Source organism: Pseudomonas aegrilactucae, from assembly GCF_019168305.1.
In the GTDB taxonomy this organism is placed as follows: domain Bacteria; phylum Pseudomonadota; class Gammaproteobacteria; order Pseudomonadales; family Pseudomonadaceae; genus Aquipseudomonas; species Aquipseudomonas aegrilactucae.
On sequence record NZ_JAHTBI010000076.1, the window covers coordinates 1 to 25,716 of the forward strand.

Genomic DNA, 25,716 nt, shown 5'->3' on the forward strand with positions numbered 1-25,716 from the left:
ATGCGCCAGTTCGCACGCCTAAACGCAACCGGCTGACGGGGAAGAGTGCAATGAATCAGTTCGCGATTCTGCACGGAGATCGATTTGCCCGCCCTGGCAACTTTCTGGCGTGAGCCGTTGCCCTGCCCCACACCTTCCGGTACAAAGCCGGAAAATGTCATTCATGGAACCTCACGACCCTCACGGCCGTGAGCTGAACAAGGATCCATCCGCCATGCAAGGCTTCCACTGCGCCACCTGCGGCCAGCACCACGACGCACTCCCCACCACCTTCGGCGCGCCGGCACCGGCCGCCTGGTACGCCATCCCCGAAGCGGAACGCGAGCAACGCGCGCAGCTCTCCAGTGACCAGTGCGTCATCGACGGCACCCACTACTTTCTGTTCGGCTGCCTGGAAATTCCAGTGATCGATTCGGACGAACCCTTCACATGGCTGACCTGGGTGACCGTCAGCGAGGAGCATTTCGACCGCACCAGCGAGTTGTGGGAAGCCGAGGGGCGTGAAAGTGAACCCCCGTATCCGGCACGCACACAAAGCGATTTCCCCTACGAAGTCTCCACGCTGAACCTCAAGGCCACCCTGCACACCCAACCTCTGGGCGTACGCCCGCTGGTGCTGCTCGAACCCTGCGATCACCCGCTCGCCCACGAGCAGCACGGGGGTATCACGCTTGACCGGGTTCGTGAACTGGCCGAGCGATGCCTGCACGGCTGATGCGCCCTGAGGGCAGAGCGCTGTCAATCAGGGTTATCAACTTGTAATTTTCGGTCATTGAGCAGTACCCGCAGCCGCATTACTGTCGTTCACAGATAACCGACGGGCCCCGCAGCACTCAGCGAGGCGCCCGCATTCCGTGATTTGCTCGCTGTGGAGTTCGACAATGGCTGCCGCTCAATATCCGCATCTGCTCGCCCCGCTGGACCTGGGCTTTACCACCCTGCGCAACCGCACCCTGATGGGCTCGATGCACACCGGCCTGGAAGAAAAGCCCGGCGGTTTCGAGCGCATGGCCGCCTACTTTGCCGAGCGCGCCCGGGGTGGTGTCGGCCTGATGGTGACCGGTGGCATCGGCCCCAACGAAGAGGGTGGGGTGTACTCCGGTGCAGCCAAGCTGACCACCGCCGAGGAAGCGGAAAAACACCGCATCGTGACCCAGGCCGTGCACGCCGCCGGCGGCAAGATCTGCATGCAGATCCTGCACGCCGGGCGCTATGCCTACAGCCCCAGGCAAGTGGCACCCAGCGCGATCCAGGCACCGATCAACCCGTTCAAGCCGCGCGAGCTGGACGAGGAGGGCATCGAGAAGCAGATCCAGGACTTCGTCACCTGCTCGGCCCTGGCGCAAAGTGCCGGCTACGACGGCGTCGAGATCATGGGCTCCGAAGGCTACTTCATCAATCAGTTCCTCGCCGCCCACACCAACCAGCGCACCGACCGCTGGGGCGGCAGCTACGAGAACCGCATGCGCCTGGCGGTCGAGATCGTGCGCCGGGTACGCGAAGCGGTGGGGCCGAACTTCATCATCATCTTCCGCCTGTCGATGCTCGACCTGGTGGAAGGCGGCAGCGACTGGCAAGAGATCGTGCAACTGGCCCAGGCCATCGAGCAGGCCGGCGCCACGCTGATCAACACCGGTATCGGCTGGCACGAGGCGCGCATCCCGACCATCGCCACCAAGGTGCCGCGCGCCGCTTTCAGCAAGGTCACCGCCAAGCTGCGTGGCGCGGTAACGATCCCGCTGATCACCACCAACCGCATCAACACCCCCGAAGTTGCCGAGCAGATCCTCGCCGACGGCGACGCCGACATGGTGTCGATGGCGCGTCCGTTCCTGGCCGACCCGGCGTTCGTCAACAAGGCCGCCGCCGGGCGTGGCGACGAGATCAATACCTGCATCGGCTGCAACCAGGCCTGCCTGGACCATACCTTCGGCGGCAAGCTGACCAGTTGCCTGGTCAACCCGCGCGCCTGCCACGAAACCGAGCTCAACTACCTGCCGGTGACCCAGGCCAGGCGCATTGCCGTGGTCGGCGCGGGCCCGGCAGGCCTGGCGGCGGCCACGGTGGCGGCCGAGCGTGGGCATGCGGTGACGCTGTTCGATTCGGCCAGCGAGATCGGTGGCCAGTTCAACGTGGCCAAGCGCGTACCGGGCAAGGAAGAGTTCTTCGAGACCCTGCGCTATTTCAGGCGCAAGCTGCAGACCACCGGCGTGGAGCTGTGCCTGAACACCCGCGTAGGGGTCGAGCAACTGGTCAGCGGCGGCTATGACGAGATCATCCTGGCCACCGGCATCGCGCCGCGCCTGCCGGCCATCGAGGGGATCGCGCACAGCAAGGTGCTGAGCTATCTGGACGTGCTGCTGGCGCGCAAGCCGGTGGGGCAGAAGGTGGCGGTGATCGGTGCGGGCGGCATCGGTTTCGACGTGTCGGAATTTCTCGTGCACCAGGGCGTGGCCACCAGCCAGGACCGTGACGCGTTCTGGAAGGAGTGGGGTATCGATACCCAACTGCAGGCCCGTGGCGGTGTGGCCGGGATCAAGGCCGAGCCCCATGCGCCGGCGCGCCAGGTGTTCCTGCTGCAGCGCAAGAAAACCAAGGTCGGTGATGGCCTGGGCAAGACCACCGGCTGGATCCACCGCACGGGCCTGAAGAACAAGCAGGTGCAGATGCTCAACAGCGTCGACTACCTGAAGATCGACGACGCCGGCCTGCATATCCGCATCGCCGAGGGCGAACCCCAGGTGCTGGCGGTGGACAACGTGGTGATCTGCGCCGGCCAGGACCCGCTGCGCGAATTGCAGGACGGCCTGCTCGCGGCAGGGCAGTCGGTACACCTGATCGGCGGCGCCGACGTGGCGGCCGAGCTGGATGCCAAACGCGCGATCAACCAGGGCTCGCGCCTGGCGGCCGAGCTGTAGGCCAGTGGCGCGGTGCGGGCTGCTAGACTGCGTCTCCCGTCCCGTGCCGAGCCTGTTTGATGCCTGCTGCCTTCGATGACCTGCCCCTGGCGCCCCTGCAACCGCTGGCCCTCGGCTGGCTGGCGCGCGCCGGCATCGACGTGGCGGTGCTGCGCCTGGACCTGATCGACCCGCTGATCAGCGGCAACAAATGGTTCAAGCTGCTGGGGCATCTGCGCCTGGCGAAGGCACACGGCGCGCCGGGGGTGATCAGCCTGGGCGGCGCGTATTCCAATCACCTGCACGCACTGGCGGCCGCCGGCAAGCGCTTCGGCTTTGCCACGGCCGGGCTGCTGCGTGGGCACCCGCAACACACCCCGACCGTGCACGACCTGCAAGCGTTGGGCATGCAACTGCACTGGCTCGGGTATGGCGGCTATCGGGCGCGGCATCAGGCTGATTTCTGGCAACCCTGGCAGGCCTTGTACCCGGCGTGGCACTGCGTGCCCGAAGGCGGCGCCGGGCCGTTGGGTACCCAGGGTTGTGCGCAGATCGTGGCCCAGGCACGGGCGCAGCTCGGTGCCGTGGGCTGGGCAGGTTACGACGCCTGGTGGCTGGCGGTGGGCAGCGGCACCACCCTGGTCGGGTTGGCCCAGGCCGAGGCGGGCGCGCACCCGGTGCACGGTGCGATGGCCGTGCCGCCGGGGCATGGCGTCGAAGCCGAAGTTGCGGTACTGGCGCCCGGCGCTTGCCGCCTGCACGCTGCCAGCCGCGGTGGCTTTGCCAAGGTCGACCCTGCCTTGCTGGCGTTCATCGAGGCCAGTGAAGCCGAGTCGGGTGTACCGCTGGAGCCTTTGTACACCGGCAAGGCGCTGCTGGCGCTGCACGAGCAGGTGCAGGCCGGCGTGTTCGCTGCCGGCACGCGCCTGATTTTCGTGCATACCGGCGGCCTGCAGGGCCGCCGCGGGTTCGCCTAGTCGCTTTTCTGCGCCAGCATGCGCAGCAGGGTGTTATCGCGCACCACGTAGTGATGATAAAGCCCGGCCAGTGCATGCAGGCCGATCAGCCAGTAGCCCAGCGCACCGAACCACTCGTGCCAGCCCTTGACGAATCTGGCCAGGTCCTTGTCCGGCGCCACCAGCGCCGGCAGCTCCAGGCCGTAGAACGGTATCGGCTTGTCCGCCGCGCTCAGAATGGTCCAGCCGGCCAGTGGCAGGCCGATCATCAATGCGTACAAGGCCCAGTGCATCAGGTGCGCCAGCCCGGTCTGCCAGGCTGGCGGCTTGGGCTCGATGCGCGGGGTAGGGCGGGTGACCTTGAGCAGCAGGCGCAGCCACACCAGCGCGAACACCGTGAGCCCGAGCATGAAGTGCAGGGTTTTCATCAGGTCGCGTTCGGCACTGTCCTTGGGGAAGATGCCGCGCAGCTCGATGCAGGCATATACCGCCGCCAGCAGGATCAGCATCAGCCAGTGCAGTGCGATCGACAGGCTGCCGTAGCGCGCCTGGGTGTTGGTCAGGGTCATGGTGGTTCCTCGTTCATCAGGTCGATGGCGCTCTTGATGGCGCTGTGGGTTAACTCTAATCGGTTGTGCGCGTCTTTCACCTGCGCTGGCGCAAAAAAACGGCGGGCAGGCTCACAGGCCTTTCTTGCCCAGGTACTCGATCAGCTGTGGGTCCTGGATCTTGATCGCCAGGTCCATCAGGTTGCTCTTGTCGTCGGCCAGGCAGTAGGGCTTTTGCGGGTCGCAGTAGGTGCCTGTGCTGCTCATGCCGCGTTCGAGCAGCACGCTGAGGATGTCGTAGCTCACATGCGGTGCGTCGGGGCTGTCGCGGGTCTGGCGCGAGAGTTCGATCAGCATCGCTTCCAGGGTTTCGCTGCCAGGCTGTGGCAGCGGCAAGTGCCGTGCGACGGCCTGGCGCGTGGCGCTGTGGTCGGTCAGCACGGCCGCATCGAAGGCATCCATGTTGCTGTCGCTGCGCTCGAAGTAGCCGACGTCGGCGCCGGCCTTGACCAGCACGTCGATCACCGCCGCATCGGCGCCTGCTTCTATGGCCTGCAGCAGCGGGCGAGGGTGGTGGTAGTCACCCTGCTCGACGTCGGCGCCCTGGGCGATCAACCAGTCGATCGTCGCGGCCGGGTGCCTGGCTTCTATCGCAATAGCCAGCAGCGACTGCGGGTAATCGCCCAGGCCGACCATCTGCGGCAGGGCGGCGCGCAGTTGTTGCAGCAGCGCCAGCGAGGCGTGGTTTTGCAGCGCGACGTGGAAGGCGGTGCTGTGGGTGCTGACGATGCCGGGCAGTATCTCGCCCGGTTTGGCGTGGCCAAGCAATGGCGCCAGGTCCTCGGGGCGCGCCTGGCTCCAGAAGCTGTCGCTCTGCAGCAGTAGCGCGTTCTGGTAGCGCTGATCCTCATCGAGAGGTGCGGGCGCTGCGCTGGCGTGGCTGAACCAGAATGCCGAGAGGGCGAGCGACAAGGCGCGAAGGGTGCCGAGCAAGGGGGACTTCCTTTGTCAGGGGGGGCTTTAAAAATCCGAGATTAACAGACTGCTGCGTGGTGTCTTATTGCTATCACCGGTATCATGCGCGCCCTTGAAACGGCCATGGCGGCCTGGTCGCTGTCATGTTCAAGGTTGTGCGGCAGCCTGCAACTGCCCCATTTGCCTGTCTACCTCTTCAGAAGGATCTTGTGGTTATGAAATGCCTCACCCGAGCCCATGTGGGCCCCCTGCTGTTTTCCTTTTCTGCCGCGTTGTTGGCCGGTTGCCAGGGCATCAAGCCGGTTCCGGCGCCGGCGGCGATGGTACTGCCGGTCTGCATCAATGATGAATGCGCGGTACTCGACCAGAACGGGGTCGTGCAGGTGTCGGCGGACAACGACTATGACGCGGTCTACGACGGCCCGATGAACAGCACGCTGCTGTTTGCCCGGGACGGCTTGTGGAACCTGGCCAGTGGCGATGGCAAGCAAGTGATCAAGGCCGAATTTACCAACGAGCTGTGGACGCTGACCCCGGGCTACTTCGGCTTCAAGCGCAACGGCAAGTTCGGCGTGATGGATGCGCAGGGCAAGGAAATACAGCCTGCGACCTATGACGAAGTGTTCGAGGGCGACTTTAACGAATTCATCGTGTACGAAGTTGACGGCAAGCGCGGTTTTCTCAGTGCGACCGGCCAGAAGCTGAGCGACCCGGTGTTTGACAGCAGCCGGGTTCGCGGCAAATTTGCCGAGCTTGGCAATTGGATCACCGGTGAACGTGACGGTGAGCCATGGGCACTGAACATCACCACCGGCGAGCTGAAAAAGGTCGAGTTCGAGGAGATCGACGCAGGTGCCGGGCAGGTCATGGTGGTGAGCAATGGCCGCGGTGAGGCCAAAGGTCTGGCCAATGCCAATGCCACGCTGGTGACCGCGCTCAAGTATGAGTGGATCGGCAAGCCGGGTGTGGACCTGGTTGCCTTCAAGGAAGCCGGTGCCAAGCTCTGCGGCTACATGGACTTCAAGGGCAAGACGGTTATCGCGCCCACGTTCGCCGAGTGCAACCCATTCGGCGAGAAGGGGGCGATGGTGCTGGCCGCGAACGTCGAGGGTAAAAACAAGGGCGGCTTCATAGGACGTGACGGCAAGTGGCTGATCGAGCCGACCTATGCCTCGGTGGGCGACGTCAAGCTGTCTTCGATGGGCATGCTGGGCAATGTGCCGGGCTACAGCCATATCGGTGTGCTGCAGAACATGTTCCTGGCCTACTACGGCGTGTTCGACCTGAACAAGGGCGTCGAGGTACTCAAGCCCGAGTACCTGCAGGTGGGGGTGCTCACCGACAACCTGTTCGCCTTCAGCGACCTGGCTTCGCCGTATCGCACCGTCACGGTATTCGGCCAGCCGGACCAGGTGCGTGCGGTGGGTGTGGTCGATGCGAAGGGCAAGGTGCTGATCAAGCCGGATGAGTTCACCTACATCACGCTGGATGCCAGTGGCCGTTACTTGAGCGCCTATGAGGCCCTCGGTGCACCGGCCCGCGTTGCGCTGTACGACCTTGACGGCAAGCAGGTGGTGCCGGCGCGGTGGCAGGAGCTGGTGGTCGATGTGGCCCGTGGTGCGATCTTCGGCTATGAGGTGCAGGGTACGGGTGATGACGCCAGCCGCAGCCTGCGGGCGCTGTATCGCCTGGACGGCACGCCGGTGTTCGACACCACCCTCGTGAAGGCGGGGTGTGATGTGGAGCAGGTACGTAATGGCAAGGGCGAAGTGCTGTGGCCGACGGATCCGCAGGCGTACTGCGAGGATGCTGACGAAGAGGCTTGATGGCTTCGCGACAGAGACCTGAAATGAGCAAACAAGGCTGGCAACGCTGATCTGTCAGGATCGGCGTTGTCAGCCTTGATGACTCGGCTGCAGACCGCGGTGGGCCGGCCAGGTCCTACCCCGGCAGGTTCGGCCAGGCATCCGACACCAGAAACAACCGCTCCGCTTCTTCCCAATCGCCCCCATCACCCTCCACCAACCGCACCAGCAATTGCGCCGGCGCCATGGGCTCAAGCCCCTGCAACCAGCCTGCGAACTGTTCGGGTGACCAGGTCTGCTCCGGCGGGTAGCGCGCTGGCGCCAACCACGCCTGGCGCGGCAACAGTTGCCAGCAACCCGCCGCACTCTGCGCCACATACCCGGCCCAATCACGCTGATGCAGCCAGCGCCCACGCAAGTGCTGCGGGTGAGCGCCACAGGGCGGCTGGGCAAGCCCAGGCCATGGATACAGCAGATACCCACCCAGCCACAGCTGCGCCGTGAAGGCATCGATCGACAGCGCCGCCAACGCCTCACGGCTCTCGGCCCGCGCCGAAATCGGCAGTTGATGGTCATTCAGGTGCGCCAGCTTGCGGTCCAGCCGGTCATGGCAACCCGGCCCCAGCCACTGCGCAGGGTCGTGCCCGTCACCCAACTGCGGCCCCAGGTACAGCTTGATCGCCAGCTCCAGGTGATGCACCCCCTCGCGGTCGCGCAGCAGGATATCCAGCTCGCCCAAGGTATGCCCGCCATCGCGGATCGGCAGGTTGGCCGCCAGCAATTCGACGCCTGGCGCATGCTGCAGGGCGAACTGCCACAACCGTTCGTAGTACAGCCCCAGGCGCCGGCTGCCCGCCTGCGCCAGCCAGTCCAGCAGCGCGCGGCTGTCACGGTCCAGCGCCAGCAGCCAGTGGCGCAACTGCTCGGGTCGGCCCATCCAGTCGCTGCCCGTCAGCGGGTGGCGCTGCGGCCAGGGCGTCACGCTGAGCATCGGCGGGGCGAGCAGTACCCACGCCAGGTCGCGCACCTGGGGCTGGCGCAATTGACGGGGCAGGTCGCTGAGGTCGGCAAAAGGCATCATCCTGCGAGCATAGCCGCCAACCGGCGCTCCCCGCGCAAAAACTGCGTGGCAGTAGCCATGGCGTTTGCCGCTGCCCGGCGCTTTCGCCCATAATCAACGCTTTGGCCAACCGCGCCTTTCTACTGCCGCAAGGCCTCGCAGGAGCCCCATGGAGCAATTTCGCAATATCGGTATCATCGGTCGCCTGGGCAGTTCGCAGGTGCTCGATACCATTCGCCGACTGAAAAAATTCCTGCTGCAGCGGCACCTGCACGTCATCCTCGAAGACACCATTGCCGACGTGCTGCCCGGCCACGGCCTGCAGACGTCCTCGCGCAAGCTGCTGGGCGAGGTCTGCGACATGGTCATCGTGGTCGGTGGCGACGGCAGCCTGCTGGGCGCCGCCCGCGCCCTGGCCCGTCACAATATCCCGGTACTGGGTATCAACCGCGGCAGCCTGGGCTTTCTCACCGACATCCGCCCCGACGAGCTGGAAGTCAAGGTCGCTGAAGTCCTCGACGGCCATTACCTGGTCGAAAACCGCTTCCTGCTGCAGGCTGAAGTACGCCGCCACGGTGAAGCCATCGGCCAGGGCGATGCGCTCAACGACGTGGTGCTGCACCCGGGCAAGTCCAACCGCATGATCGAGTTCGAGATCTACATCGACGGTCAGTTCGTCTGCAGCCAGAAGGCCGACGGCCTGATCGTCGCCACCCCGACCGGCTCGACCGCGTACGCGCTGTCGGCCGGCGGGCCGATCATGCACCCCAAGCTCGACGCCATCGTGATCGTGCCGATGTACCCGCACACCCTGTCGGGCCGACCGATCGTGGTCGACGGCAACAGCGAACTGAAGATCGTGGTGTCGCGTGACCTGCAGTTGTACCCGCAGGTGTCGTGCGACGGCCAGAACCACTTCACCTGCGCCCCCGGCGACACCATCACGGTGAACAAGAAGCCGCAGAAGCTGCGCCTGATCCATCCACTGGACCATAACTACTACGAGGTCTGCCGGACCAAGCTCGGCTGGGGCAGCCGTCTGGGTGGTGGAGGCGACTGATGCTCGATCCCGCGCGCGGTTACGACCTGATCGGCGATGTCCACGGCTGTGCCCACACCCTGGAGCGCCTGCTCGATGCCCTGGGCTACAGGCGTCAGGGCGGGGTGTGGCGACATGCGCAGCGTCAGGCCATTTTCCTGGGCGATATCATCGACCGCGGCCCGCGCATTCGCGAGGCCCTGCACATCGTGCACGGCATGGTCGAGGCGGGGCAGGCCCATTGCATCATGGGCAACCATGAGCTCAGTGCACTGGGTTGGACTACCCCGGCGCTGCCCGGCAGCGGCAAGCAGTTCGTGCGCGAGCACAACCCGCGCCATGCCCGCCTGATCGATGAGACCCTTACCCAGTTCGCCGACCATCCCGGCGACTGGCACGATTTTCTTGGCTGGTTCTACGAACTGCCGTTGTTCATCGACGCCGGCCGCTTTCGCGTGGTGCACGCGTGCTGGGATGCACGGCTGATCGAACCGTTGCGCCAGCAGCACCCCGACGGGCGCATCGACGCGCATTTCGTGCAGGCCTCGGCCGTGGCCGGCAGCTTCGCCCACACGGTGTGCAACCGCCTGCTGCGCGGCACCGACATGCGCCTGCCTGACGGCCTGACCCTGACCGGCGGCGACGGCCTGACCCGCGCCTTCTTCCGTACCAAGTTCTGGGAAGAGGACCCGCAGACCTACGGTGACATTGTGTTCCAGCCAGACGCGCTGCCCGCCGAGGTGGCCAGCGCGCCGCTCAGCCGCAGCCAGAAGAACGCGCTGCTGCGCTACGGCGAGGACGAGCCGTTGCTGTTCGTCGGGCATTACTGGCGCAGCGGCAAGCCGGCGCCGATCCGCGCCAACCTGGCCTGCCTGGACTACAGTGCAGTGCTCTACGGCAAGCTGGTGGCCTACCGGCTGGACGATGAAACACGCATCGACCCGCGCAAGTTCGTGTGGGTGGATGTCGAACGGCCGGAGGCCAGTCAATGAGTGCGGCGAGGGTGATGCGTCTGCCGCTGAGTGTCGACCTCAGCGGTTTTGTCGACCTGCTCAAGCGTCTTCAGGTACCCCATCGGGTCTCGGAGGAGGGCAACGAGCAGGTGCTGTGGACGCTGGAGCACCTGGTGGAGGACGTGCGCCAGCTGTACCAGCGTTTCCCGGATGGCAACGCCGACATCGACTTGCCGCCGCTGCCCAGCCAGGTGAAGCCGGCACGTCCGAGCCTGGGCGCGCAGGCCAGGGCCAGCAAGGCCACCGCAGCCGTGCTGCTGTTGTGCCTGGTGGTGGCGGGGCTGACCGGCCTTGGCGAAAATCTTTCCACACTGAGCTGGCTGACCTTCCTGGATTTTCGCGTGCAGGGCGACTACCTGTACTTCACCCCGCTGTTCACCAGCCTCGACCAGGGCCAGTTGTGGCGTTTGTTCAGCCCGATGCTGTTGCATTTCGGCCTTCTGCACCTGGCCATGAACGGCCTGTGGTACTGGGAGCTGGGGCGGCGCATCGAATTGCGCCAGGGCACCTTGGCGTTGCTGAGCCTGACCCTGCTGTTCAGTCTGGTGTCGAACGTGGCGCAGTTCGTGTTTGGCGGGCCGAGCCTGTTCGGCGGCCTGTCGGGCGTGCTGTACGGCTTGCTGGGGCATGTGTGGCTGTACCAGTGGCTGGCGCCCGACCCGCTGTATCGCATGCCGCGCGGTGTACTGGTGATGATGCTGGTGTGGCTGCTGCTGTGCCTGTCGGGGCTGGTCAGCCTGCTCGGCTTTGGCGCCATCGCCAACGCCGCGCACGTGGGCGGTCTGTTGGTCGGTTGCCTCAGCGGGCTCTTGGGCGGGGCGCTGGCCCGGCGTAAACTGTCGGCTTGATTTTTGGAGACGTTATGTCCACTTTTTCGCAAATGATCGAAAACATTACCCCTGAAATCTACCAGAGCCTGAAACTGGCCGTGGAAATCGGCAAGTGGTCCGATGGGCGCAAGCTCACCGCCGAGCAGAAAGAGCTGTCGCTGCAGGCGGTGATCGCCTGGGAAGCGCAGAACCTGCCCGAAGACCAGCGCACCGGCTACATGGGCCCGCAGGAGTGCGCCTCGAAGTCGGCGCCGGTGCCTAACATCCTGTTCAAGTCGGATGCGATCCATTGATCGAAGTCGGCCGTGGTTCCATCAGCAAGATGACGGCGCGCCTTGAGCAGCCGGTCGTGCAATACGCGTTTCGCCTGGGCGATACCGAGGTGCCGGTCAACCCGATGCTGGGCAAGACCGTACGCCTCGAATACCTGGGCGCGATCCACTGTACCCACTGCGGGCGCAAGACCAAGACCAGCTTCAGCCAGGGCTACTGCTACCCGTGCATGACCCGGCTGGCGCAGTGCGACACCTGCATCATGAGCCCCGAGCGCTGTCACTACGAGCACGGCACCTGCCGTGACCCGGCCTGGGGCGAGCAGTTCTGCATGACTGACCATGTGGTGTACCTGGCCAACTCCTCGGGCATCAAGGTCGGCATCACCCGTGCCACCCAACTGCCCACCCGCTGGCTCGACCAGGGGGCCAGCCAGGCCCTGCCGATCGTGCGCGTGGCCACCCGGCAGCAGTCCGGGCTGGTCGAGGACCTGTTTCGCAGCCAGGTGGCCGACCGCACCAACTGGCGCGCCCTGCTCAAGGGCAATGCCGAGGCGGTTGACCTGGTGGCGGTGCGCGAGCAGCTGTTCGACAGTTGTGCAGAAGGTTTCAAGGGTTTGCAGGAAAGGTTCGGCCTACAGGCGATCCAGCCGCTTGGCGACGTCGAGCCGATCGAGATTCGTTACCCGGTCGAGGCTTACCCGAGCAAGATCGTGAGCTTCAACCTGGACAAGAACCCGGTCGCCGAAGGCACCCTGCTGGGGATCAAGGGCCAGTACCTGATTTTCGACACCGGCGTGATCAATATTCGCAAGTACACGGCCTACCAACTGGCCGTGCATCAGTAAAAGGACCGCCACATGCGTACCGAACAGCCGCAAGTGATCCACCTCAAGGACTATCAGGCGCCCGAGTACCTGATCGACGAGACGCACCTGACCTTCGAACTGTTCGAGGACCACAGCCTGGTCCACGCGCAACTGGTGATGCGCCGCAACCCGGCGCGCGGGGCGGGCCTGCCGGCACTGGTGCTCGACGGCCAGCAGCTGGAACTGCTGCGCGTGGCGATTGACGACCAGGTGCTGGACGCTGCCGCCTACCAGCTCGACGACAGCCACCTGACGCTGCAGCCCACTGCCGAGCGTTTCACCCTGGACACCAGCGTGAAAATCCACCCCGAGCGCAACACCGCACTCGAGGGCCTGTACAAGTCCGGCGGCATGTTCTGCACCCAGTGCGAGGCCGAGGGCTTTCGCAAGATCACCTACTACCTCGACCGCCCGGACGTGATGAGCACCTTCACCACCACGGTGATCGCCGAGCAGCATCGCTACCCGGTGCTGCTGTCCAACGGCAACCCGATCGGCAGCGGGCCGCAGCAAGACGGCCGGCACTGGGCCACCTGGGAAGACCCGTTCATGAAGCCGGCCTACCTGTTCGCGCTGGTGGCCGGTGACCTGTGGTGTGTCGAAGACACCTTCACCCGCCAGTCGGGGCGTGACGTCACCCTGCGCATCTATGTCGAGCCGGAAAACATCGACAAGTGCCAGCACGCCATGGTCAGCCTGAAGAAGTCGATGCGCTGGGACGAAGAGGTGTACGGTCGCGAGTACGACCTGGACATCTTCATGATCGTGGCGGTCAACGACTTCAACATGGGCGCCATGGAGAACAAGGGCCTCAACATCTTCAACTCCAGCTGCGTGCTGGCGCGTGCCGAAACCGCCACCGATGCGGCGCACCAGCGTGTCGAGGCCGTGGTGGCCCACGAATACTTCCACAACTGGTCGGGCAACCGCGTGACCTGCCGCGACTGGTTCCAGCTGTCGCTCAAGGAAGGCTTCACGGTGTTCCGCGATTCGGAGTTCAGCGCCGACATGAACTCGCGCACCGTCAAGCGCATCGAGGACGTGGCCTACCTGCGCACTCACCAGTTCGCCGAAGACGCTGGCCCCATGGCCCACGCCGTGCGCCCGGACAGCTTCATCGAGATCTCCAACTTCTACACCCTGACCGTGTACGAGAAGGGCTCGGAAGTGGTGCGCATGGTGCGTACGCTGCTGGGCGCCGAGGGTTTTCGCAAGGGCAGCGACCTGTACTTCGAGCGCCACGATGGCCAGGCCGTGACCTGCGACGACTTCATCAAGGCCATGGAAGATGCCAACGGTGTGGACCTGACCCAGTTCAAGCGCTGGTACAGCCAGGCCGGCACGCCGCGCCTGAACGTCAGCGAGGCGTACGATGCGGCCGCGCAGACCTACAGCCTGACCTTCAGCCAAAGCTGCCCGGCCACTCCGGACAAGGTCGAGAAGCTGCCGTTCGTGATCCCGGTGGAACTGGGCCTGCTCGACGCCCAGGGCAACGACCTCGCCTTGCGTCTGCAAGGCGAAGCACAGGCGGGCGCTACCACGCGGGTACTGTCGGTGACCGAGGCGCAACAGACCTTCACCTTCGTCGACGTGGCGGCCAGGCCGTTGCCGTCGCTGCTGCGCGGCTTCAGCGCACCGGTCAAGCTGAGCTTCCCGTACGATCGCGACCAGCTGATGTTCCTGATGCAGCACGACAGCGATGGTTTCAACCGCTGGGAAGCCGGCCAGCAACTGTCGGTGCAGGTGCTGCAGGAACTGATCGCGCAGCATCAGCGCGGTGAGGCGCTGGTGCTGGATCAGCGCCTGGTCACTGCCCTGGGCAGTGTGCTGGCCAATGAGACCCTGGACCAGGCGATGGTTGCCGAGATGCTCTCGCTGCCGAGCGAGGCCTACCTCACCGAGATCAGCGACGTGGCCGATGTCGACGCGATTCATGCCGCGCGCGACTTTGCTCGCCAGCAGATCGCCGAGCAATTGTTCGACGGCCTGTGGGCGCGCTACCAGGCCAACCGTGCGCTGTCGCGTGACACGGCCTATGTGGCCGAGGCCGAGCATTTCGCCCGTCGCAGCCTGCAGAACATTGCGCTGGCGTACCTGATGCTCGGCGCGCGGCCTGAGGTGCTGGCGGCCACGCTGGAGCAGTTCGAGGCGTGCGACAACATGACCGAGCGCCTGACCGCGCTGGCCGTGCTGGTCAATTCGCCGTTCGAGGCCGAGCGTGCCAAGGCACTGGAAAGCTTTGCCGAGCACTTCAAGGACAACCCGCTGGTGATGGACCAGTGGTTCAGCGTGCAGGCCGGCAGTCCGTTGCCGGGTGGCCTGGCGCGGGTGCGTGCATTGATGCAGCACCCGGCGTTCACCGTGAAGAACCCGAACAAGGTGCGTGCCCTGATCGGTGCGTTTGCCGGGCAGAACCTGATCAACTTCCATGCGGCCGATGGTTCGGGTTATCGCTTCCTGGCGGACCTGGTGATCGAGTTGAACGGCTTCAACCCGCAGATCGCCTCGCGCCAGCTGGCGCCGTTGACCCGCTGGCGCAAGTACGACGCCGGTCGTCAGGCGCTGATGAAGGCAGAGCTGGAGCGCATCCGCAGCTCGGGCGAGCTGTCCAGCGATGTGTTCGAGGTGGTGAGCAAAAGCCTGGCCTGAGGTTGAGGGCAGGTTGAAGAGGGGGCTGGCCTTTGGGGCCAGCCCCCTTTTTTGTGCTGATTTTGCCGGCCTCTTCGCCTACAAGGCGTCTGCGCTTAACAAAAGATAACGCGTTGTCCGTTGTCATCCATTTCCAAACCCTGCTAGCTTGATGCCAGCATTCGCGGGGCTCTAGCTTGCTGCTTCCAGCCCCGCTCGTACCACCCGAACAACAATAATCGTGGGAGAGGACTATGAGTGTATTCACGGCCAGCGCCATGCTGGGCCTGGCACTTGGGTTGGGGCTGTTCGCCGAAGCGGTCGAGGCGGCCGACACCAACCCCACGCCGCAGACCGTGTATTCGCAAGCGTCGGACAAGGCCGCGCGCAGCCTGCTGCTCGACGTGGCCAAGGCCGGCCCGCGCCTGGTGGCGGTGGGCGAACGCGGGCATATCCTCTTCTCCGACGACCAGGGCCAGAGCTGGAACCAGGCCCGCGTGCCCAGCCGCCAACTGCTGACGGCCGTGTATTTCGTCGACGACAAGCGCGGCTGGGCCGTCGGCCACGACGCGCAGATCCTCGCCAGCAGCGATGGCGGCGCCACCTGGAGCAAACAGTTCGAAGACCCGGCGCGCGAAGCACCGCTGCTCGATGTGTGGTTCCAGGACGCCGAACACGGCTTTGCGGTGGGGGCGTATGGTGCACTGCTGGAAACCCGCGATGGCGGCAAGCAGTGGCAGGACGTCGCCGAGCGCCTCGACAACCCCGACCAGTTCCACCTCAACGGCATCGCCGCGGTCAAGGACGCCGGCCTGTTCATCGTCGGCGAGCAGGGCAGCATGTTCCGCTCCAGCGATGCCGGGCAGAGCTGGGAACGCCTCGAAGGGCCGTACCAGGGCTCGTTGTTCGGTGTGATCGGCACCGCCCACGCCAACACCCTGCTGGCCTACGGCTTGCGCGGCAACCTGTACCGCTCCAGCGACTTCGGCAGCACCTGGCAGGCCATCCCCCTGCAAGGCGCGCGCGGCGCCCTCGAATTCGGCCTGGCAAGCGCTACGCTACTCGATGACGGCAGCCTCGTGCTGGTCGGCAACGGGGGCAGTGTGTTGCGCAGTACCGATGACGGCCAGCGTTTCAGCGTGTTCAACCGGCCAGACCGCGTCGCGCTGTCGGGCGTCAGCGCCGAGGCCGACGGCCAGCTGATACTGGTCGGCCAGGGCGGCGCACGTCTGGCCACCGCCACGGGCGCGGCGAGGGTCCAACCATGAGCAGCCGGGAGTCGTTGAACATGCAGCACAACCAGGACAAGGCGAGCCTGCTCGAGCGTCTGATCTTCAACAATCGCCCCGTGGTGATCGGCATCTGCCTGCTGGTGAGCATCTTCCTGTTCTGGCAGGCCACGCTGATCCGGCCGTCCACCAGCTTCGAGAAGATGATCCCGCTGGAGCATCCGTTCATCCAGAACATGCTCGAACACCGCAACGACCTGGCCAACCTCGGCAACACCGTGCGTATCTCGGTGGAGGCCAAGGACGGTGACATCTTCGGCAAGGAATACATGGAGACCCTGCGCCAGATCCATGACGAGGTGTTCTACATTCCGGGTGTCGACCGCTCTGCGCTGAAGTCGCTGTGGAGCCCCAGCGTGCGCTGGACCGAAGTGACCGAGGAGGGCTTCGCCGGCGGCGAGGTGATCCCGCAGACCTACGACGGTTCGCCCGACAGCCTGGAGCAGTTGCGCAACAACGTGCTCAAGTCTGGCCAGGTGGGCCGGCTGGTGGCCAACAACTTCAAGTCGAGCATCGTCGATGTGCCGTTGCTCGAATCCTACCCCGACCCGAAAGACCAGGGCCGCCTGGTCAAGCTCGACTACCAGGCGTTTTCCCACCAGCTCGAAGAACTGGTACGCGACAAGTTCCAGGCGCAGAACCCCAACGTGAAGATCCACATCGTCGGCTTTGCCAAGAAAGTCGGCGACCTGATCGACGGGCTGATGATGGTGGCGATGTTCTTCGCCATCGCGCTGGTGATCACCTGGGTGCTGCTGTACTGGTTCACCTGGTGCATCCGCAGCACCATCGCCGTGCTGATCACCACCCTGGTGGCGGTGGTGTGGCAGCTGGGCCTGATGCATGCGGTGGGCTTCGGGCTCGATCCATATTCGATGCTGGTGCCGTTCCTGATCTTTGCCATCGGCATCTCCCACGGGGTGCAGAAAATCAACGGTATCGCCTTGCAGTCCAGCGATGCCGACAATGCGCTGACAGCGGCGCGGCGCACCTTCCGTCAGCTGTTCCTGCCGGGCATGATCGCGATCCTGGCCGATGCGGTGGGCTTCATCACCTTGCTGATCATCGATATCGGGGTGATCCGCGAACTGGCCATCGGCGCCTCCATCGGCGTGGCGGTAATCGTGTTCACCAACCTGATCCTGTTGCCGGTGGCCATCTCGTACGTGGGCATCAGCAAGAAGGCCATCGAGCGCAGCAAGAAGGACGCCACCCGCGAGCATCCGTTCTGGCGCCTGCTGTCCAACTTCGCCAGCCCCAGGGTGGCGCCGGTGTCGGTGCTGCTGGCACTGGTCGCGTTCGGCGGCGGCCTGTGGTACAGCCAGAACCTGAAGATCGGCGACCTTGACCAGGGCGCGCCGGAACTGCGCCCCGATTCGCGCTACAACCAGGACAACAGCTTCATCATCAGCAACTACTCGACCAGCTCGGACGTGCTGGTGGTGATGGTCAAGACCCCGACCGAAGGCTGCTCGGTGTACAAGACCCTGGCGCCGATCGACGAACTGATGTGGAAGATGGAGAACACGCCCGGGGTGCAGTCGGCGGTGTCGCTGGTGACCGTGTCCAAGCAGATGATCAAGGGCATGAACGAGGGCAACCTGAAGTGGGAGAGCCTGTCGCGCAATCCGGACATCCTCAACACCTCGGTGTCGCGTGCCGAAGGCCTGTACAACGCCGACTGCTCGCTGGCGCCGGTGCTGGTGTTCCTCAACGACCACAAGGCCGAGACGCTGGACCGTGCGGTGAATGCGGTCAAGGCGTTTGCCGCCGAGCATGACCAGGAGGGCCTGGAGTTCCTGCTGGCGGCGGGCAACGCCGGGATCGAGGCGGCGACCAACGAAGTGATCAAGTCGGCCGAGCTGACCATTCTGATCCTGGTGTACCTGTGCGTGGCGGTGATGTGCATGATCACCTTCCGCTCGTTCGCCGCCACCCTGTGCATCGTGTTGCCGCTGGTGCTGACCTCGGTGCTGGGCAACGCGCTGATGGCCTTCATGGGCATTGGCGTGAAGGTCGCGACCCTGCCGGTGGTGGCGTTGGGGGTGGGGATCGGCGTGGACTACGGGATCTACATCTACAGCCGCCTGGAGAGTTTTCTGCGTGCCGGGTTGCCGTTGCAGGAGGCGTATTACCAGACGCTCAAGTCGACCGGCAAGGCGGTGCTGTTCACCGGGCTGTGCCTGGCGATCGGGGTGTGCACCTGGATCTTCTCGGCCATCAAGTTCCAGGCCGACATGGGCCTGATGCTGACTTTCATGCTGCTGTGGAACATGTTCGGCGCGCTGTGGCTGTTGCCGGCGCTGGCGCGCTTCCTGATCAAGCCCGAGAAGATGGCGGGCACCCAGAGCAAGTCGATTTTCGCGCACTGACAGGTAGAGCGAGTCGATTTCATCGCGGGTCGAGCCCGCTCCCACAGGTATGGCGCAACACTGTGGGAGCGAGCTTGACCCGCGATGCTTGTGAGGTTGGAGTATCATGCACATTTGCTCAGGAATACTCCCCACCATGACCACCCTTGCCCAAGCCCTTGAATCCTGCGACATGCTGGTGATCGATGGTCTGCACGCGTTTGATTTCACCTACGACGACACTGGCCTGCACATCCTGTGCATGGACGGCCGGGACCGCAAAAAATGGTCGTTCAGCCCTGAACAGATCGCCAGCGCCCGCGCCGAAGGCCAGGACTGGCTGATCGCAAACGACGCCGGCGAGTATCGTCTAGTCTGTCTGGACGCTTTTAGCGCCCCCGAAGAGGACGACGATGAAACGCCTGTTGATGCCCCTGCTGACCGCTAGTGCCATGGCGCTGAGCACCGCTGCCCACAGTCACGAACTGCTGGTGGGCACCCACGACGCGATCTACCGTTACCGCTTCGACAGCCAGACCGGCCAGCTCGACACGCAGCCTCTGCAAGCCTTCAAGAGCGTCAATCCATCCTGGCTGACGCTGTCGCCCCAGCGTGGCTGGCTGTTTGCCGTCAACGAAAATGGGGAAGGGCGCGGGCAGGTCAGCAGTATGGCCCTCGATCGTGAAAGCGGCGTACTGAGCCTGTTGAACCAGGCCCCGAGCAACGGCGACGAGCCGACCCACTCCAGCCTGAGCCATGACGCCCGTTTCCTGTTCGTGGCCAACTATGGCGTCAAGCCCTCACCTGGTGGCAGCCTCAGTGTCCTGCCGGTGGCGGCTGACGGGCGCCTGTCGGCACCGGTGCAGCAGTTGCAGCATGTGCCCAGTCGGGTCAACCCGCAACGCCAGGCGGGGCCGCACGTGCATTCGGTGGTGGTGGCGCCGGACGGCCGCCATGTGTTCGCCAGCGACCTGGGCGCAGACCAGGTGGTGGCCTATCGTTATGACCCCGCTGCGGCGCAGCCGTTGAGTGCGGCCAGCCCTGTGAGCCTGCCACCCGGTAGCGGTCCGCGGCACCTGACATTCGCGCCGGACGGCAAGCATGCCTACCTGACTCTGGAGATGAGTGCGCAGGTGGTGGTGTTCGACTACCTCGATGGCAGCCTGGTACAGCGCCAGATTCTGCCGTTGACCGAACGGGACGATGCTGCGGCCAAAGCTGCCAGTGCGGTGCATGTGTCGGCCGACGGGCGCTTCCTGTATGTGAGTAACCGTGGCACCAGCAATGAGCTGGTGGTGTTCGCGATCAACCCGCTCGATGGCAGCTTGAGCTTCCTGCAGCACCGCTCGGTGGAGGGCGACCATCCCCGTGAGTTCACCCTGGACCCGAGTGAAGGCTATGTGCTGGTCGGCAACCAGAAGAGCGACCAGGTCGTGGTGATCAAGCGTGATCCGCTTACTGGCCTGCTGGGCAAGGTGGTACAGCGCATGGCGCTGCAATCGCCTTCGGACCTCAAGTTCGTCGACTGAACCGCACCCAGAAATACCTGCAACAGCGTGCCCATTTCTGCGCGGCCCCGGCTCAACGCGCCATGATCGCCTTGAACAACGCCGACTCCAGCCAGCCCTGCAACCACGCACGCAGGTGCGGGTAGGCCGCCTGTGCAAACCACTCGGGCTCCACCCCGGCAAACTGGCGAATGAACGGCATCAGCGCCACATCGGCAATGCTCGGGTGCGCCGCCACCAGGTACGCCTGCTGGGCCAGGCGCTGTTCCAGGTCGAGCAGCACCTCTTCAGCCCTTTCCCGATACGCCTCGCGCGTCTGCTCGGGATAGCGCTCGGCATACTTGTAGTGGTTGAGCCGCACCTTGAACAGTGTGTCATTGCGCTCGATCAGGGCCCCGGCCGCGTGCGCCGCCGCAGGGTCGGCACTGAGCAGCCAGTCCTGCGGGTCATGCCGGGCCAGCGCCCAGCGCATGATCTGCACACTCTCCTCCAGCACCTCACCGTCCACGCTCAACACCGGCACCGTGCCCTTGGGCGACAGGGCCAGCATCTCGGCCGGCTTGGCCTTCAGGCTCACTTCATGCACCTGCACCGCACAGCCGGCGTAGCGCAGCGCCATGCGCGCACGCATGGCATACGGGCAGCGACGGAACGAATACAGAATCACCCGCTGACCTCCACTGTGCTCAGACCATTGCCCTGACGGCGTACCTGGATCTGCACCGGAATCCGTTCATGCATCTCCTGCACGTGGGAGATCACCGCCACCTTGCGGCCCTGGGCCTGCAGGCCATCCAGCGCATCCATCGCCAGTTGCAGCGATTCGGGGTCGAGGCTGCCGAAGCCTTCGTCGATGAACAGCGATTCGATACGCAAGGTACTCGAGGCCATCGATGCCAGGCCCAATGCCAGCGCCAGCGACACCAGGAAGGTTTCGCCGCCAGACAGTGAATGCACCGAGCGCAGTTCGTCGCCCATCTCGGTATCGAGCACCAGCAGCCCGAGCAGGCTGCCGCCGCGCTTGAGCCGGTAGCGCCGGGCCAGTTGGCGCAGTTGCACATTGGCGTGGTGCACCAGCAGGTCAAGGTTGTAACCCTGGGCGATCTTGCGGAACACATCGCCGGTGGCCGAGCCGATCAGAGCGTTCAGGCGTGCCCAGCGCTGCCATTCGCCGTAGGCCTGAGCGATGCGCTCGGCCAGTGCCTGATTGGCCAGTTGCCGGCGTTGGTCGTCGGCCTGCTCGGCGCGCAATTCGGCGCACTGCTGTTCGCTGGCCACCATCTGTTGTTGCAGCTCGACCAGTGCCTGTTCCAGTTGTTCGCCCGGCACCTCGCCACTGGCCTGGGCCTGATGCTGCTGCAAGCGCTGCTCGCGTTCCTGTACCCGTACGCCGGCCTGCTCGATGGCTTTTTCCGCCTGCTGCAGGCGCTGGCGCAACTGGCTGAGCTGGTCGTCATCGACTGCCAGCAGTTGGTCCAGCCCGGCGTCGTCCAGTTCAGGGTGGCCCTGGCGCCATTGCCCGATGGCGTGTTCGAGGTGCTGGCTCTCTTGTTCCAGAGCGCCCAGACGCTGTTCGTCGGCCTTGAGTTCGGCAGCCCGTTCGATGGCCTGGGCGTGTGCCTGCTGCAACTGCCGGCTGGCCGTTGCCTGCGCGCTGCGCGCGGCCTCGACCTGCTGCTCCAGATGCTGTTGCCATTGCTCGGCATTGGCCTGCTCGCCAATCAGCGTGCTCAGGGCAGCGCGGGCCTGTTGCTGCTGGGCGCCCAGTGCGCTGACCTGTTGCTGCACGGTGTGGTGCCTGAGCTCGAGTGCCTGTTGTTGCACCTGGGCTTTTTCAAGCTGTTGCTGGCGCTCGGTGTGTTCCTGCTGCTCGCCCCTCTGGCGGCCGAGCAGTTCCAGGCGCAGGGTCAACTGCTGGTCGAGTTGCAGGAAGGTCGCCGCGGGCTCCTTGCGCAAGGCGTCGAGCACGTCGCCGGGCAGCAGGCTGGCAAACCCGGCCAGTGCCTGTTCCAGGCGTTCTTCGTCGGCCTGCAGGGCATGCTGTTGCTGGCTCAGGTGTTGCGTGGCCTGCTGGCTGGCCTCGATGCCCGCCTGCACCTGCTGCTGTGCGCGGGCGGCGTCTTTTTGCAGGGTCAGCAGAGTGGCCTGGCGTTGCTCGTCGCGGCCGATGTCGTCGTTCAGGCGGCGTAGCTGGTGCTCCAGCCAGGTCGAGCGGGCGCCTGCATCCTGCGTAGCCAGTTGCGGATACAGCGCATGCGCCTCCAGGTCGGGGGCCAGCGCCTGTTGCTGGCTGGTCAGTTGCTCCTGCTGGTGCAGGTATTCCTTGATCTGGCCATTCACCCCACCCAGCGTGCTGCGCAGCTCGTCGAGCTTGAGCTTGAGCACATCCACGGCTTGCTGGGCGCTGGCCTCTTCGTCCTGGTCGTGGCGGCCGAGGCTTTGCAGCAGGGCTTCGGGCTGGTGATAGGGGTGCTCCTGGCTGCCACACACCGGGCAGGGCTGATCGTCCTGCAACTGGGCGCGCAGCTCTTCAACGCTGGCGCTGCGGGCCAGGCGCTGGCGTTCGAGCAACTGGCGGGTGACCTGCAGGGTGTGCTCGGCGGCGGTCAGTGCGGTCTTGCCTTGCAGGCCTTCGGCAATAAGGCCTTCACGCTGTTGCTGGGCTGCCTGCTGGCGCTCGCGCAGGGCTTGGGCGCGTTGCTCCAGCGCCTGCTGGCTGGCCCACAGGCGGGACAGCTCTTCGACAGCGCGCTGCTGCTTGCGGTTGTCCTGCAGCAGGGTGGCGAGCAGGTCGATCTGTTCGGCCAGCGCCTCGGGCTCGGCACCGGCTTCGTGGTAGAGCAGGGCCAGGGTATCGCGATGCGCCTGCAACTGGCGCGCGCATTCGTCGGCGCGCTGCTGCAGGTCGGGCAGTTCCTCGCGGCCCTGGCTGAGGCGGTTGCCGGTCTGCATCAGTTGCTGCAACTGGGCGCTGTAGGCGTTCCAGGCATCGCCGATGCTGGCCAGGTGGGCGCTCTGGCCAAGCTGCTCGTCGATCTGGGACAGGCGCTGGCTGTTGAGCTGTTGACGCTCGATCAGCGCCTGGATCTGCTGCTGGCCTTCATGACTGGCCTGTTCGGCCTGCTGGCACTCGGCGTTGCGTTGCCCAAGCTCCTGTTCCAGGCGCGTGAGCGTCTGCTGTTCGGCAAAGGCCTGGCGCAGCCGCGGCGCGCAGTCGGTGTGCTGGGCCAGCGCGTGCGCCAGGTGTTCGCCGGCGGCGTGTTGCGTCTGTTCTAGCTGCTGCTGGCGCTGCTGCAACTCGGCCTGCTGCTGGCGGTGCTGTTCGATGCTTGCCACCAGCGGGGTGAGCTGGCGGGCCAGCTCGCGCTGGCGGGCGAACTGATGGCGCTGCGGGGCCAGCTGTTCGAGGCGGGTCAGGTTCAGGCGTTCGCCCTGCAACTGCGCCCACTGCTGCTGTGCGTTGTGCAGCTGTTCGCTGGCGGCGGCCTGCTGGTCCTGCAACTGCTTGAGTTCGGCGTACCAGTTGCGCTGCTGTTCGATCAGGCGCAGGCGCGCCTGCTCGGCCTTGAGCTGGCCCTGCGCCTCGGTGACGCGCTGGTCGAGCTCGGCACGTGCCTCGTCGGCCATCGGCATCACACCCTGGGCCTGATCGGTGAGGGCCTTGTGTGCTTCTTCGGCCTCTTTGCTCTTGCTGTAGGCGCGTCGGCCCAACTGGCTGTAGATGGCGGTGTTGGTGAGCTTTTCGAGCAGCTCGCTGCGCTCCTTGTCATCGGCTTTGAGGAACGCGCTGAATTCGCTCTGCGCCAGCATCACCGCACGGGTGAACTGTTCGAAGTTCAGGCCCAGACGGGCCTCGATCATCTGCTCGTATTCGCGCTTGCTCTGGTTGCTCAGCAACTGGTTGCTGTCCAGGTCGTGCAGGCTCTGGCGGCTGCCTTGCAGCTTGCCGGTGGGCTTGTCGCGGGCGCGGTTGGCTTCCCAGCGCGCGCGGTAGCGGCGGCCGTCGATGCCCACGAAGTCGACTTCGGCAAAGCCGCTGCCGGTGCCGCGGCGCAGCAGGGTGCGTGGGTCGCTGGTGAGGATTTCGCTGTCGACCTCGGGCAGCTTGGTTTCGCGGCCGATGTTGTTCAGCCGCGGCACCGTACCGAACAGCGCCAGGCACAGGGCGTCGAGCAGGGTGCTCTTGCCCGCGCCGGTCGGCCCGGTGATGGCGAACAGGCCGGCACTGGCCAGCGGTTCGGCGCTGAAGTCGATCTCGAACGGGCCGGCCAGGGAGGCGAGGTTTTTCAGGCGAATGGCAAGAATCTTCATGGCTGCTCCTCCTGCTGCTGCACGTCCTGCAACAGCAGGGCGAAGTCGGCCAGGGTCTGCTCGTCGGCACTGCTGCCATAGGCCTGTTCCCAGGCGCGGCTGAACAGGTCGTGCGGGCTGAGCTGGCCCAGTTCGATCAGGCGTGCGCTGTCGTCGCCATCGCTGCCTGCGGTGCCGGCGTATTCGGCGGCGATGCGCACCAGCCTTACGGCTTTGCCTTGCAGGCAGGTTTCTATCTGCTGGCGCAGGTCGGGTTGCGGTTCGTCCAGGCGTACGCGCACCTCCAGCCAGGGCTGGCGTTGCGGGTCGTCGAGCAGGTCGACCTGGGGCAGTTGTCCAAGCTGTTCAAGAATCTCGCTCAGTGGCGCGGGGCCAACACGCTGCAGGTGCACCGCCCGCGGGATCAGGCGTGGTTCGACGCTGATCAGCTTGGCGCCCTCCAGTTCGATTTCGAGGATCTGGTGCTGATAGTTGATCTCGGAGAACGAAAGGGGGATCGGCGAGCCGCTGTAGCGGATGCGCTCCTCGCGGTTGACCTTCTGCGGCTTGTGCAGGTGGCCGAGGGCGACGTAGCTGATGTCGCTGCCGAACAGGCTGGCAGGCAGCGCCTCGGCATTGCCGATGATCAGGCTGCGTTCGGAGTCCTCCGACACTGAACCCCCGGCCATGTGCGCGTGGCTCACTGCGATCAGCGCCTGGCCGGGCTTGCGCTGTTGCAGGGCGGCCTCGATCAGCCATTCGTGCACCTGGCCGATGCCGCGCAGGTAATCGTCACCCAGGTGCCCGCCGGTAACTTCGGCCGGGCGCAGGAAGGGCAGGGCCAGGCACCAGGCGGTGACCTTGCCCTTGGCGTTGGTCAGCGGGATGAGCAGGCGCTGGCTGTCCAGTTGGCCGTCGTCAAGCCAGTGCACGCGGCCCAGGGCGTAGGTTTTCAGGCGCCGCATCAACGGCGCGGGCAGCTCGATGCGCGAACCCGAATCGTGGTTGCCGGCGATCATCACGATGTTCAGCCTGGGCTGCTGCTCGTGGGCCTGCACGATGAAGTCGTAGAGGCGTTCCTGAGCTTTGACCGGCGGGTTGACGGTGTCGAAGATGTCCCCGGCGATCAGCAGTGCGTCGGGCTGGCGCAGCTTGAGCTGGCCGAGCAGCCAGTCGAGAAAGCAGGCATGTTCGAAATCGCGGTCCTGGCCGTGCAGGGCTTGCCCCAGGTGCCAGTCGGAGGTGTGAAACAGACGCATTGGTAGTCCCGTGAAGATCAAGCCGGTAGCCGGCTATGGTAACGCGGGTGGGGGATCTTGGGGGGCGTGTTGACGCCTTCGCTGGCAAGCCAGCTCCCACAGGTACGCCACTGCCCTTGAGAACAGT

Annotated in this window: 20 protein-coding genes; 14 read left to right on the top strand and 6 right to left on the bottom strand. The window is 65.1% G+C overall.

Annotation, left to right across the window (positions count from 1 at the left end; translation table 11 throughout):
- Positions 1-163: 163 nt before the first annotated feature.
- The 3 genes from KUO17_RS19840 to KUO17_RS19850 all read left to right on the top strand — a co-directional run bounded on the left by KUO17_RS19840 (position 164) and on the right by KUO17_RS19850 (position 3,874).
- Positions 164-715 carry a DUF2199 domain-containing protein gene (locus KUO17_RS19840; protein WP_217977219.1) on the top strand — a complete coding sequence of 184 codons (552 nt, stop codon included), beginning with the start codon at positions 164-166 and terminating at the stop codon, positions 713-715.
- A gap of 166 nt (positions 716-881) precedes the next feature.
- Positions 882-2,918 carry an NADPH-dependent 2,4-dienoyl-CoA reductase gene (locus KUO17_RS19845; protein ID WP_217977220.1) on the top strand — a complete coding sequence of 679 codons (2,037 nt, stop codon included), beginning with the start codon at positions 882-884 and terminating at the stop codon, positions 2,916-2,918.
- Positions 2,919-2,977: 59 nt separating this feature from the next.
- The gene (locus KUO17_RS19850; protein ID WP_217977221.1) at positions 2,978-3,874 is read left to right on the top strand and encodes a 1-aminocyclopropane-1-carboxylate deaminase/D-cysteine desulfhydrase; all 897 of its coding nucleotides are present in this window, start codon (positions 2,978-2,980) and stop codon (positions 3,872-3,874) included.
- Here KUO17_RS19850 and KUO17_RS19855 read toward each other — a convergent pair.
- Both KUO17_RS19855 and KUO17_RS19860 read right to left on the bottom strand, forming a co-directional pair.
- Positions 3,871-4,422 (bottom strand): cytochrome b, encoded by a 552-nt coding sequence (locus tag KUO17_RS19855; RefSeq protein ID WP_217977222.1) that lies wholly within the window; start codon positions 4,420-4,422, stop codon positions 3,871-3,873. The genes KUO17_RS19850 and KUO17_RS19855 overlap by 4 nt on opposite strands.
- A 111-nt stretch (positions 4,423-4,533) precedes the next feature.
- Positions 4,534-5,394 carry an ankyrin repeat domain-containing protein gene (locus tag KUO17_RS19860; protein ID WP_217977223.1) on the bottom strand — a complete coding sequence of 287 codons (861 nt, stop codon included), beginning with the start codon at positions 5,392-5,394 and terminating at the stop codon, positions 4,534-4,536.
- 197 nt (positions 5,395-5,591) lie between these two features.
- Between KUO17_RS19860 and KUO17_RS19865 the strand changes: the two genes are divergently transcribed.
- Positions 5,592-7,202 (top strand): WG repeat-containing protein, encoded by a 1,611-nt coding sequence (locus tag KUO17_RS19865; RefSeq protein WP_217977224.1) that lies wholly within the window; start codon positions 5,592-5,594, stop codon positions 7,200-7,202.
- 115 nt (positions 7,203-7,317) lie between these two features.
- On the opposite strand, the gene KUO17_RS19870 is transcribed toward KUO17_RS19865, so the two are convergent.
- Positions 7,318-8,262 carry a DUF1853 family protein gene (locus KUO17_RS19870; protein ID WP_217977225.1) on the bottom strand — a complete coding sequence of 315 codons (945 nt, stop codon included), beginning with the start codon at positions 8,260-8,262 and terminating at the stop codon, positions 7,318-7,320.
- A gap of 148 nt (positions 8,263-8,410) precedes the next feature.
- On the opposite strand from KUO17_RS19870, the gene KUO17_RS19875 reads away from it, so the two are divergent.
- The 10 genes from KUO17_RS19875 (at position 8,411) to KUO17_RS19920 (ending at position 20,061) form a co-directional block, all read left to right on the top strand.
- Positions 8,411-9,301 (top strand): NAD(+) kinase, encoded by an 891-nt coding sequence (locus KUO17_RS19875; protein ID WP_217977226.1) that lies wholly within the window; start codon positions 8,411-8,413, stop codon positions 9,299-9,301.
- Positions 9,298-10,272, top strand: coding sequence for a metallophosphoesterase (locus KUO17_RS19880; protein WP_217977238.1), 975 nt, complete (start codon positions 9,298-9,300; stop codon positions 10,270-10,272). Before KUO17_RS19875 ends, KUO17_RS19880 begins: the two co-directional genes overlap by 4 nt.
- On the top strand, positions 10,269-11,141 hold the full coding sequence (locus KUO17_RS19885) for a rhomboid family intramembrane serine protease (RefSeq protein ID WP_217977227.1): 873 nt from the start codon (positions 10,269-10,271) through the stop codon (positions 11,139-11,141). Before KUO17_RS19880 ends, KUO17_RS19885 begins: the two co-directional genes overlap by 4 nt.
- 14 nt (positions 11,142-11,155) lie before the next feature.
- The gene (locus KUO17_RS19890) at positions 11,156-11,416 is read left to right on the top strand and encodes a YeaC family protein (RefSeq protein WP_217977228.1); all 261 of its coding nucleotides are present in this window, start codon (positions 11,156-11,158) and stop codon (positions 11,414-11,416) included.
- A complete protein-coding gene (locus KUO17_RS19895; protein WP_217977229.1) occupies positions 11,413-12,243 on the top strand; it encodes a DUF2797 domain-containing protein in 831 nt (276 codons plus the stop codon). The genes KUO17_RS19890 and KUO17_RS19895 overlap by 4 nt, the downstream gene beginning before the upstream one ends.
- A gap of 12 nt (positions 12,244-12,255) precedes the next feature.
- Entirely contained in the window at positions 12,256-14,913 is a 2,658-nt protein-coding gene (gene pepN / locus KUO17_RS19900; RefSeq protein WP_217977230.1) for an aminopeptidase N, read from the top strand.
- Positions 14,914-15,146: 233 nt separating this feature from the next.
- Positions 15,147-16,160 carry a WD40/YVTN/BNR-like repeat-containing protein gene (locus KUO17_RS19905; protein WP_217977231.1) on the top strand — a complete coding sequence of 338 codons (1,014 nt, stop codon included), beginning with the start codon at positions 15,147-15,149 and terminating at the stop codon, positions 16,158-16,160.
- Positions 16,157-18,553, top strand: a complete 2,397-nt coding sequence (locus tag KUO17_RS19910; RefSeq protein WP_217977232.1) for an efflux RND transporter permease subunit — start codon at positions 16,157-16,159, stop codon at positions 18,551-18,553. Before KUO17_RS19905 ends, KUO17_RS19910 begins: the two co-directional genes overlap by 4 nt.
- A gap of 136 nt (positions 18,554-18,689) precedes the next feature.
- A complete protein-coding gene (locus tag KUO17_RS19915) occupies positions 18,690-18,980 on the top strand; it encodes a DUF5629 family protein (protein ID WP_217977233.1) in 291 nt (96 codons plus the stop codon).
- A complete protein-coding gene (locus KUO17_RS19920) occupies positions 18,946-20,061 on the top strand; it encodes a lactonase family protein (protein WP_217977234.1) in 1,116 nt (371 codons plus the stop codon). Before KUO17_RS19915 ends, KUO17_RS19920 begins: the two co-directional genes overlap by 35 nt.
- 52 nt (positions 20,062-20,113) lie before the next feature.
- Here KUO17_RS19920 and KUO17_RS19925 read toward each other — a convergent pair whose 3' ends face one another.
- The 3 genes from KUO17_RS19925 to KUO17_RS19935 are packed head-to-tail and all read right to left on the bottom strand — an operon-like array spanning position 20,114 to position 25,589.
- Positions 20,114-20,707, bottom strand: coding sequence for a glutathione S-transferase (locus KUO17_RS19925; RefSeq protein ID WP_217977235.1), 594 nt, complete (start codon positions 20,705-20,707; stop codon positions 20,114-20,116).
- On the bottom strand, positions 20,704-24,351 hold the full coding sequence (locus KUO17_RS19930) for an AAA family ATPase (protein WP_217977236.1): 3,648 nt from the start codon (positions 24,349-24,351) through the stop codon (positions 20,704-20,706). Before KUO17_RS19930 ends, KUO17_RS19925 begins: the two co-directional genes overlap by 4 nt.
- Positions 24,348-25,589, bottom strand: coding sequence for an exonuclease SbcCD subunit D C-terminal domain-containing protein (locus KUO17_RS19935; protein WP_217977237.1), 1,242 nt, complete (start codon positions 25,587-25,589; stop codon positions 24,348-24,350). The genes KUO17_RS19930 and KUO17_RS19935 overlap by 4 nt, the downstream gene beginning before the upstream one ends.
- Between the last annotated feature and the right edge of the window lie 127 nt (positions 25,590-25,716).

Excerpts from the sequence above, each read along its gene's own strand:
- KUO17_RS19915 (WP_217977233.1), top strand. The coding sequence starts at position 18,690 with ATGACCACCCTTGCCCAAGCCCTTGAATCCTGCGACATGCTGGTGATC.
- KUO17_RS19870 (WP_217977225.1), bottom strand. The coding sequence starts at position 8,262 with ATGATGCCTTTTGCCGACCTCAGCGACCTGCCCCGTCAATTGCGCCAG.
- KUO17_RS19865 (WP_217977224.1), top strand. The coding sequence starts at position 5,592 with ATGAAATGCCTCACCCGAGCCCATGTGGGCCCCCTGCTGTTTTCCTTT.
- KUO17_RS19920 (WP_217977234.1), top strand. The coding sequence starts at position 18,946 with ATGAAACGCCTGTTGATGCCCCTGCTGACCGCTAGTGCCATGGCGCTG.
- KUO17_RS19885 (WP_217977227.1), top strand. The coding sequence starts at position 10,269 with ATGAGTGCGGCGAGGGTGATGCGTCTGCCGCTGAGTGTCGACCTCAGC.
- KUO17_RS19890 (WP_217977228.1), top strand. The coding sequence starts at position 11,156 with ATGTCCACTTTTTCGCAAATGATCGAAAACATTACCCCTGAAATCTAC.
- KUO17_RS19875 (WP_217977226.1), top strand. The coding sequence starts at position 8,411 with ATGGAGCAATTTCGCAATATCGGTATCATCGGTCGCCTGGGCAGTTCG.
- KUO17_RS19910 (WP_217977232.1), top strand. The coding sequence starts at position 16,157 with ATGAGCAGCCGGGAGTCGTTGAACATGCAGCACAACCAGGACAAGGCG.
- KUO17_RS19855 (WP_217977222.1), bottom strand. The coding sequence starts at position 4,422 with ATGACCCTGACCAACACCCAGGCGCGCTACGGCAGCCTGTCGATCGCA.
- KUO17_RS19935 (WP_217977237.1), bottom strand. The coding sequence starts at position 25,589 with ATGCGTCTGTTTCACACCTCCGACTGGCACCTGGGGCAAGCCCTGCAC.
- KUO17_RS19930 (WP_217977236.1), bottom strand. The coding sequence starts at position 24,351 with ATGAAGATTCTTGCCATTCGCCTGAAAAACCTCGCCTCCCTGGCCGGC.
- KUO17_RS19845 (WP_217977220.1), top strand. The coding sequence starts at position 882 with ATGGCTGCCGCTCAATATCCGCATCTGCTCGCCCCGCTGGACCTGGGC.
- KUO17_RS19840 (WP_217977219.1), top strand. The coding sequence starts at position 164 with ATGGAACCTCACGACCCTCACGGCCGTGAGCTGAACAAGGATCCATCC.
- pepN (WP_217977230.1), top strand. The coding sequence starts at position 12,256 with ATGCGTACCGAACAGCCGCAAGTGATCCACCTCAAGGACTATCAGGCG.
- KUO17_RS19850 (WP_217977221.1), top strand. The coding sequence starts at position 2,978 with ATGCCTGCTGCCTTCGATGACCTGCCCCTGGCGCCCCTGCAACCGCTG.
- KUO17_RS19905 (WP_217977231.1), top strand. The coding sequence starts at position 15,147 with ATGAGTGTATTCACGGCCAGCGCCATGCTGGGCCTGGCACTTGGGTTG.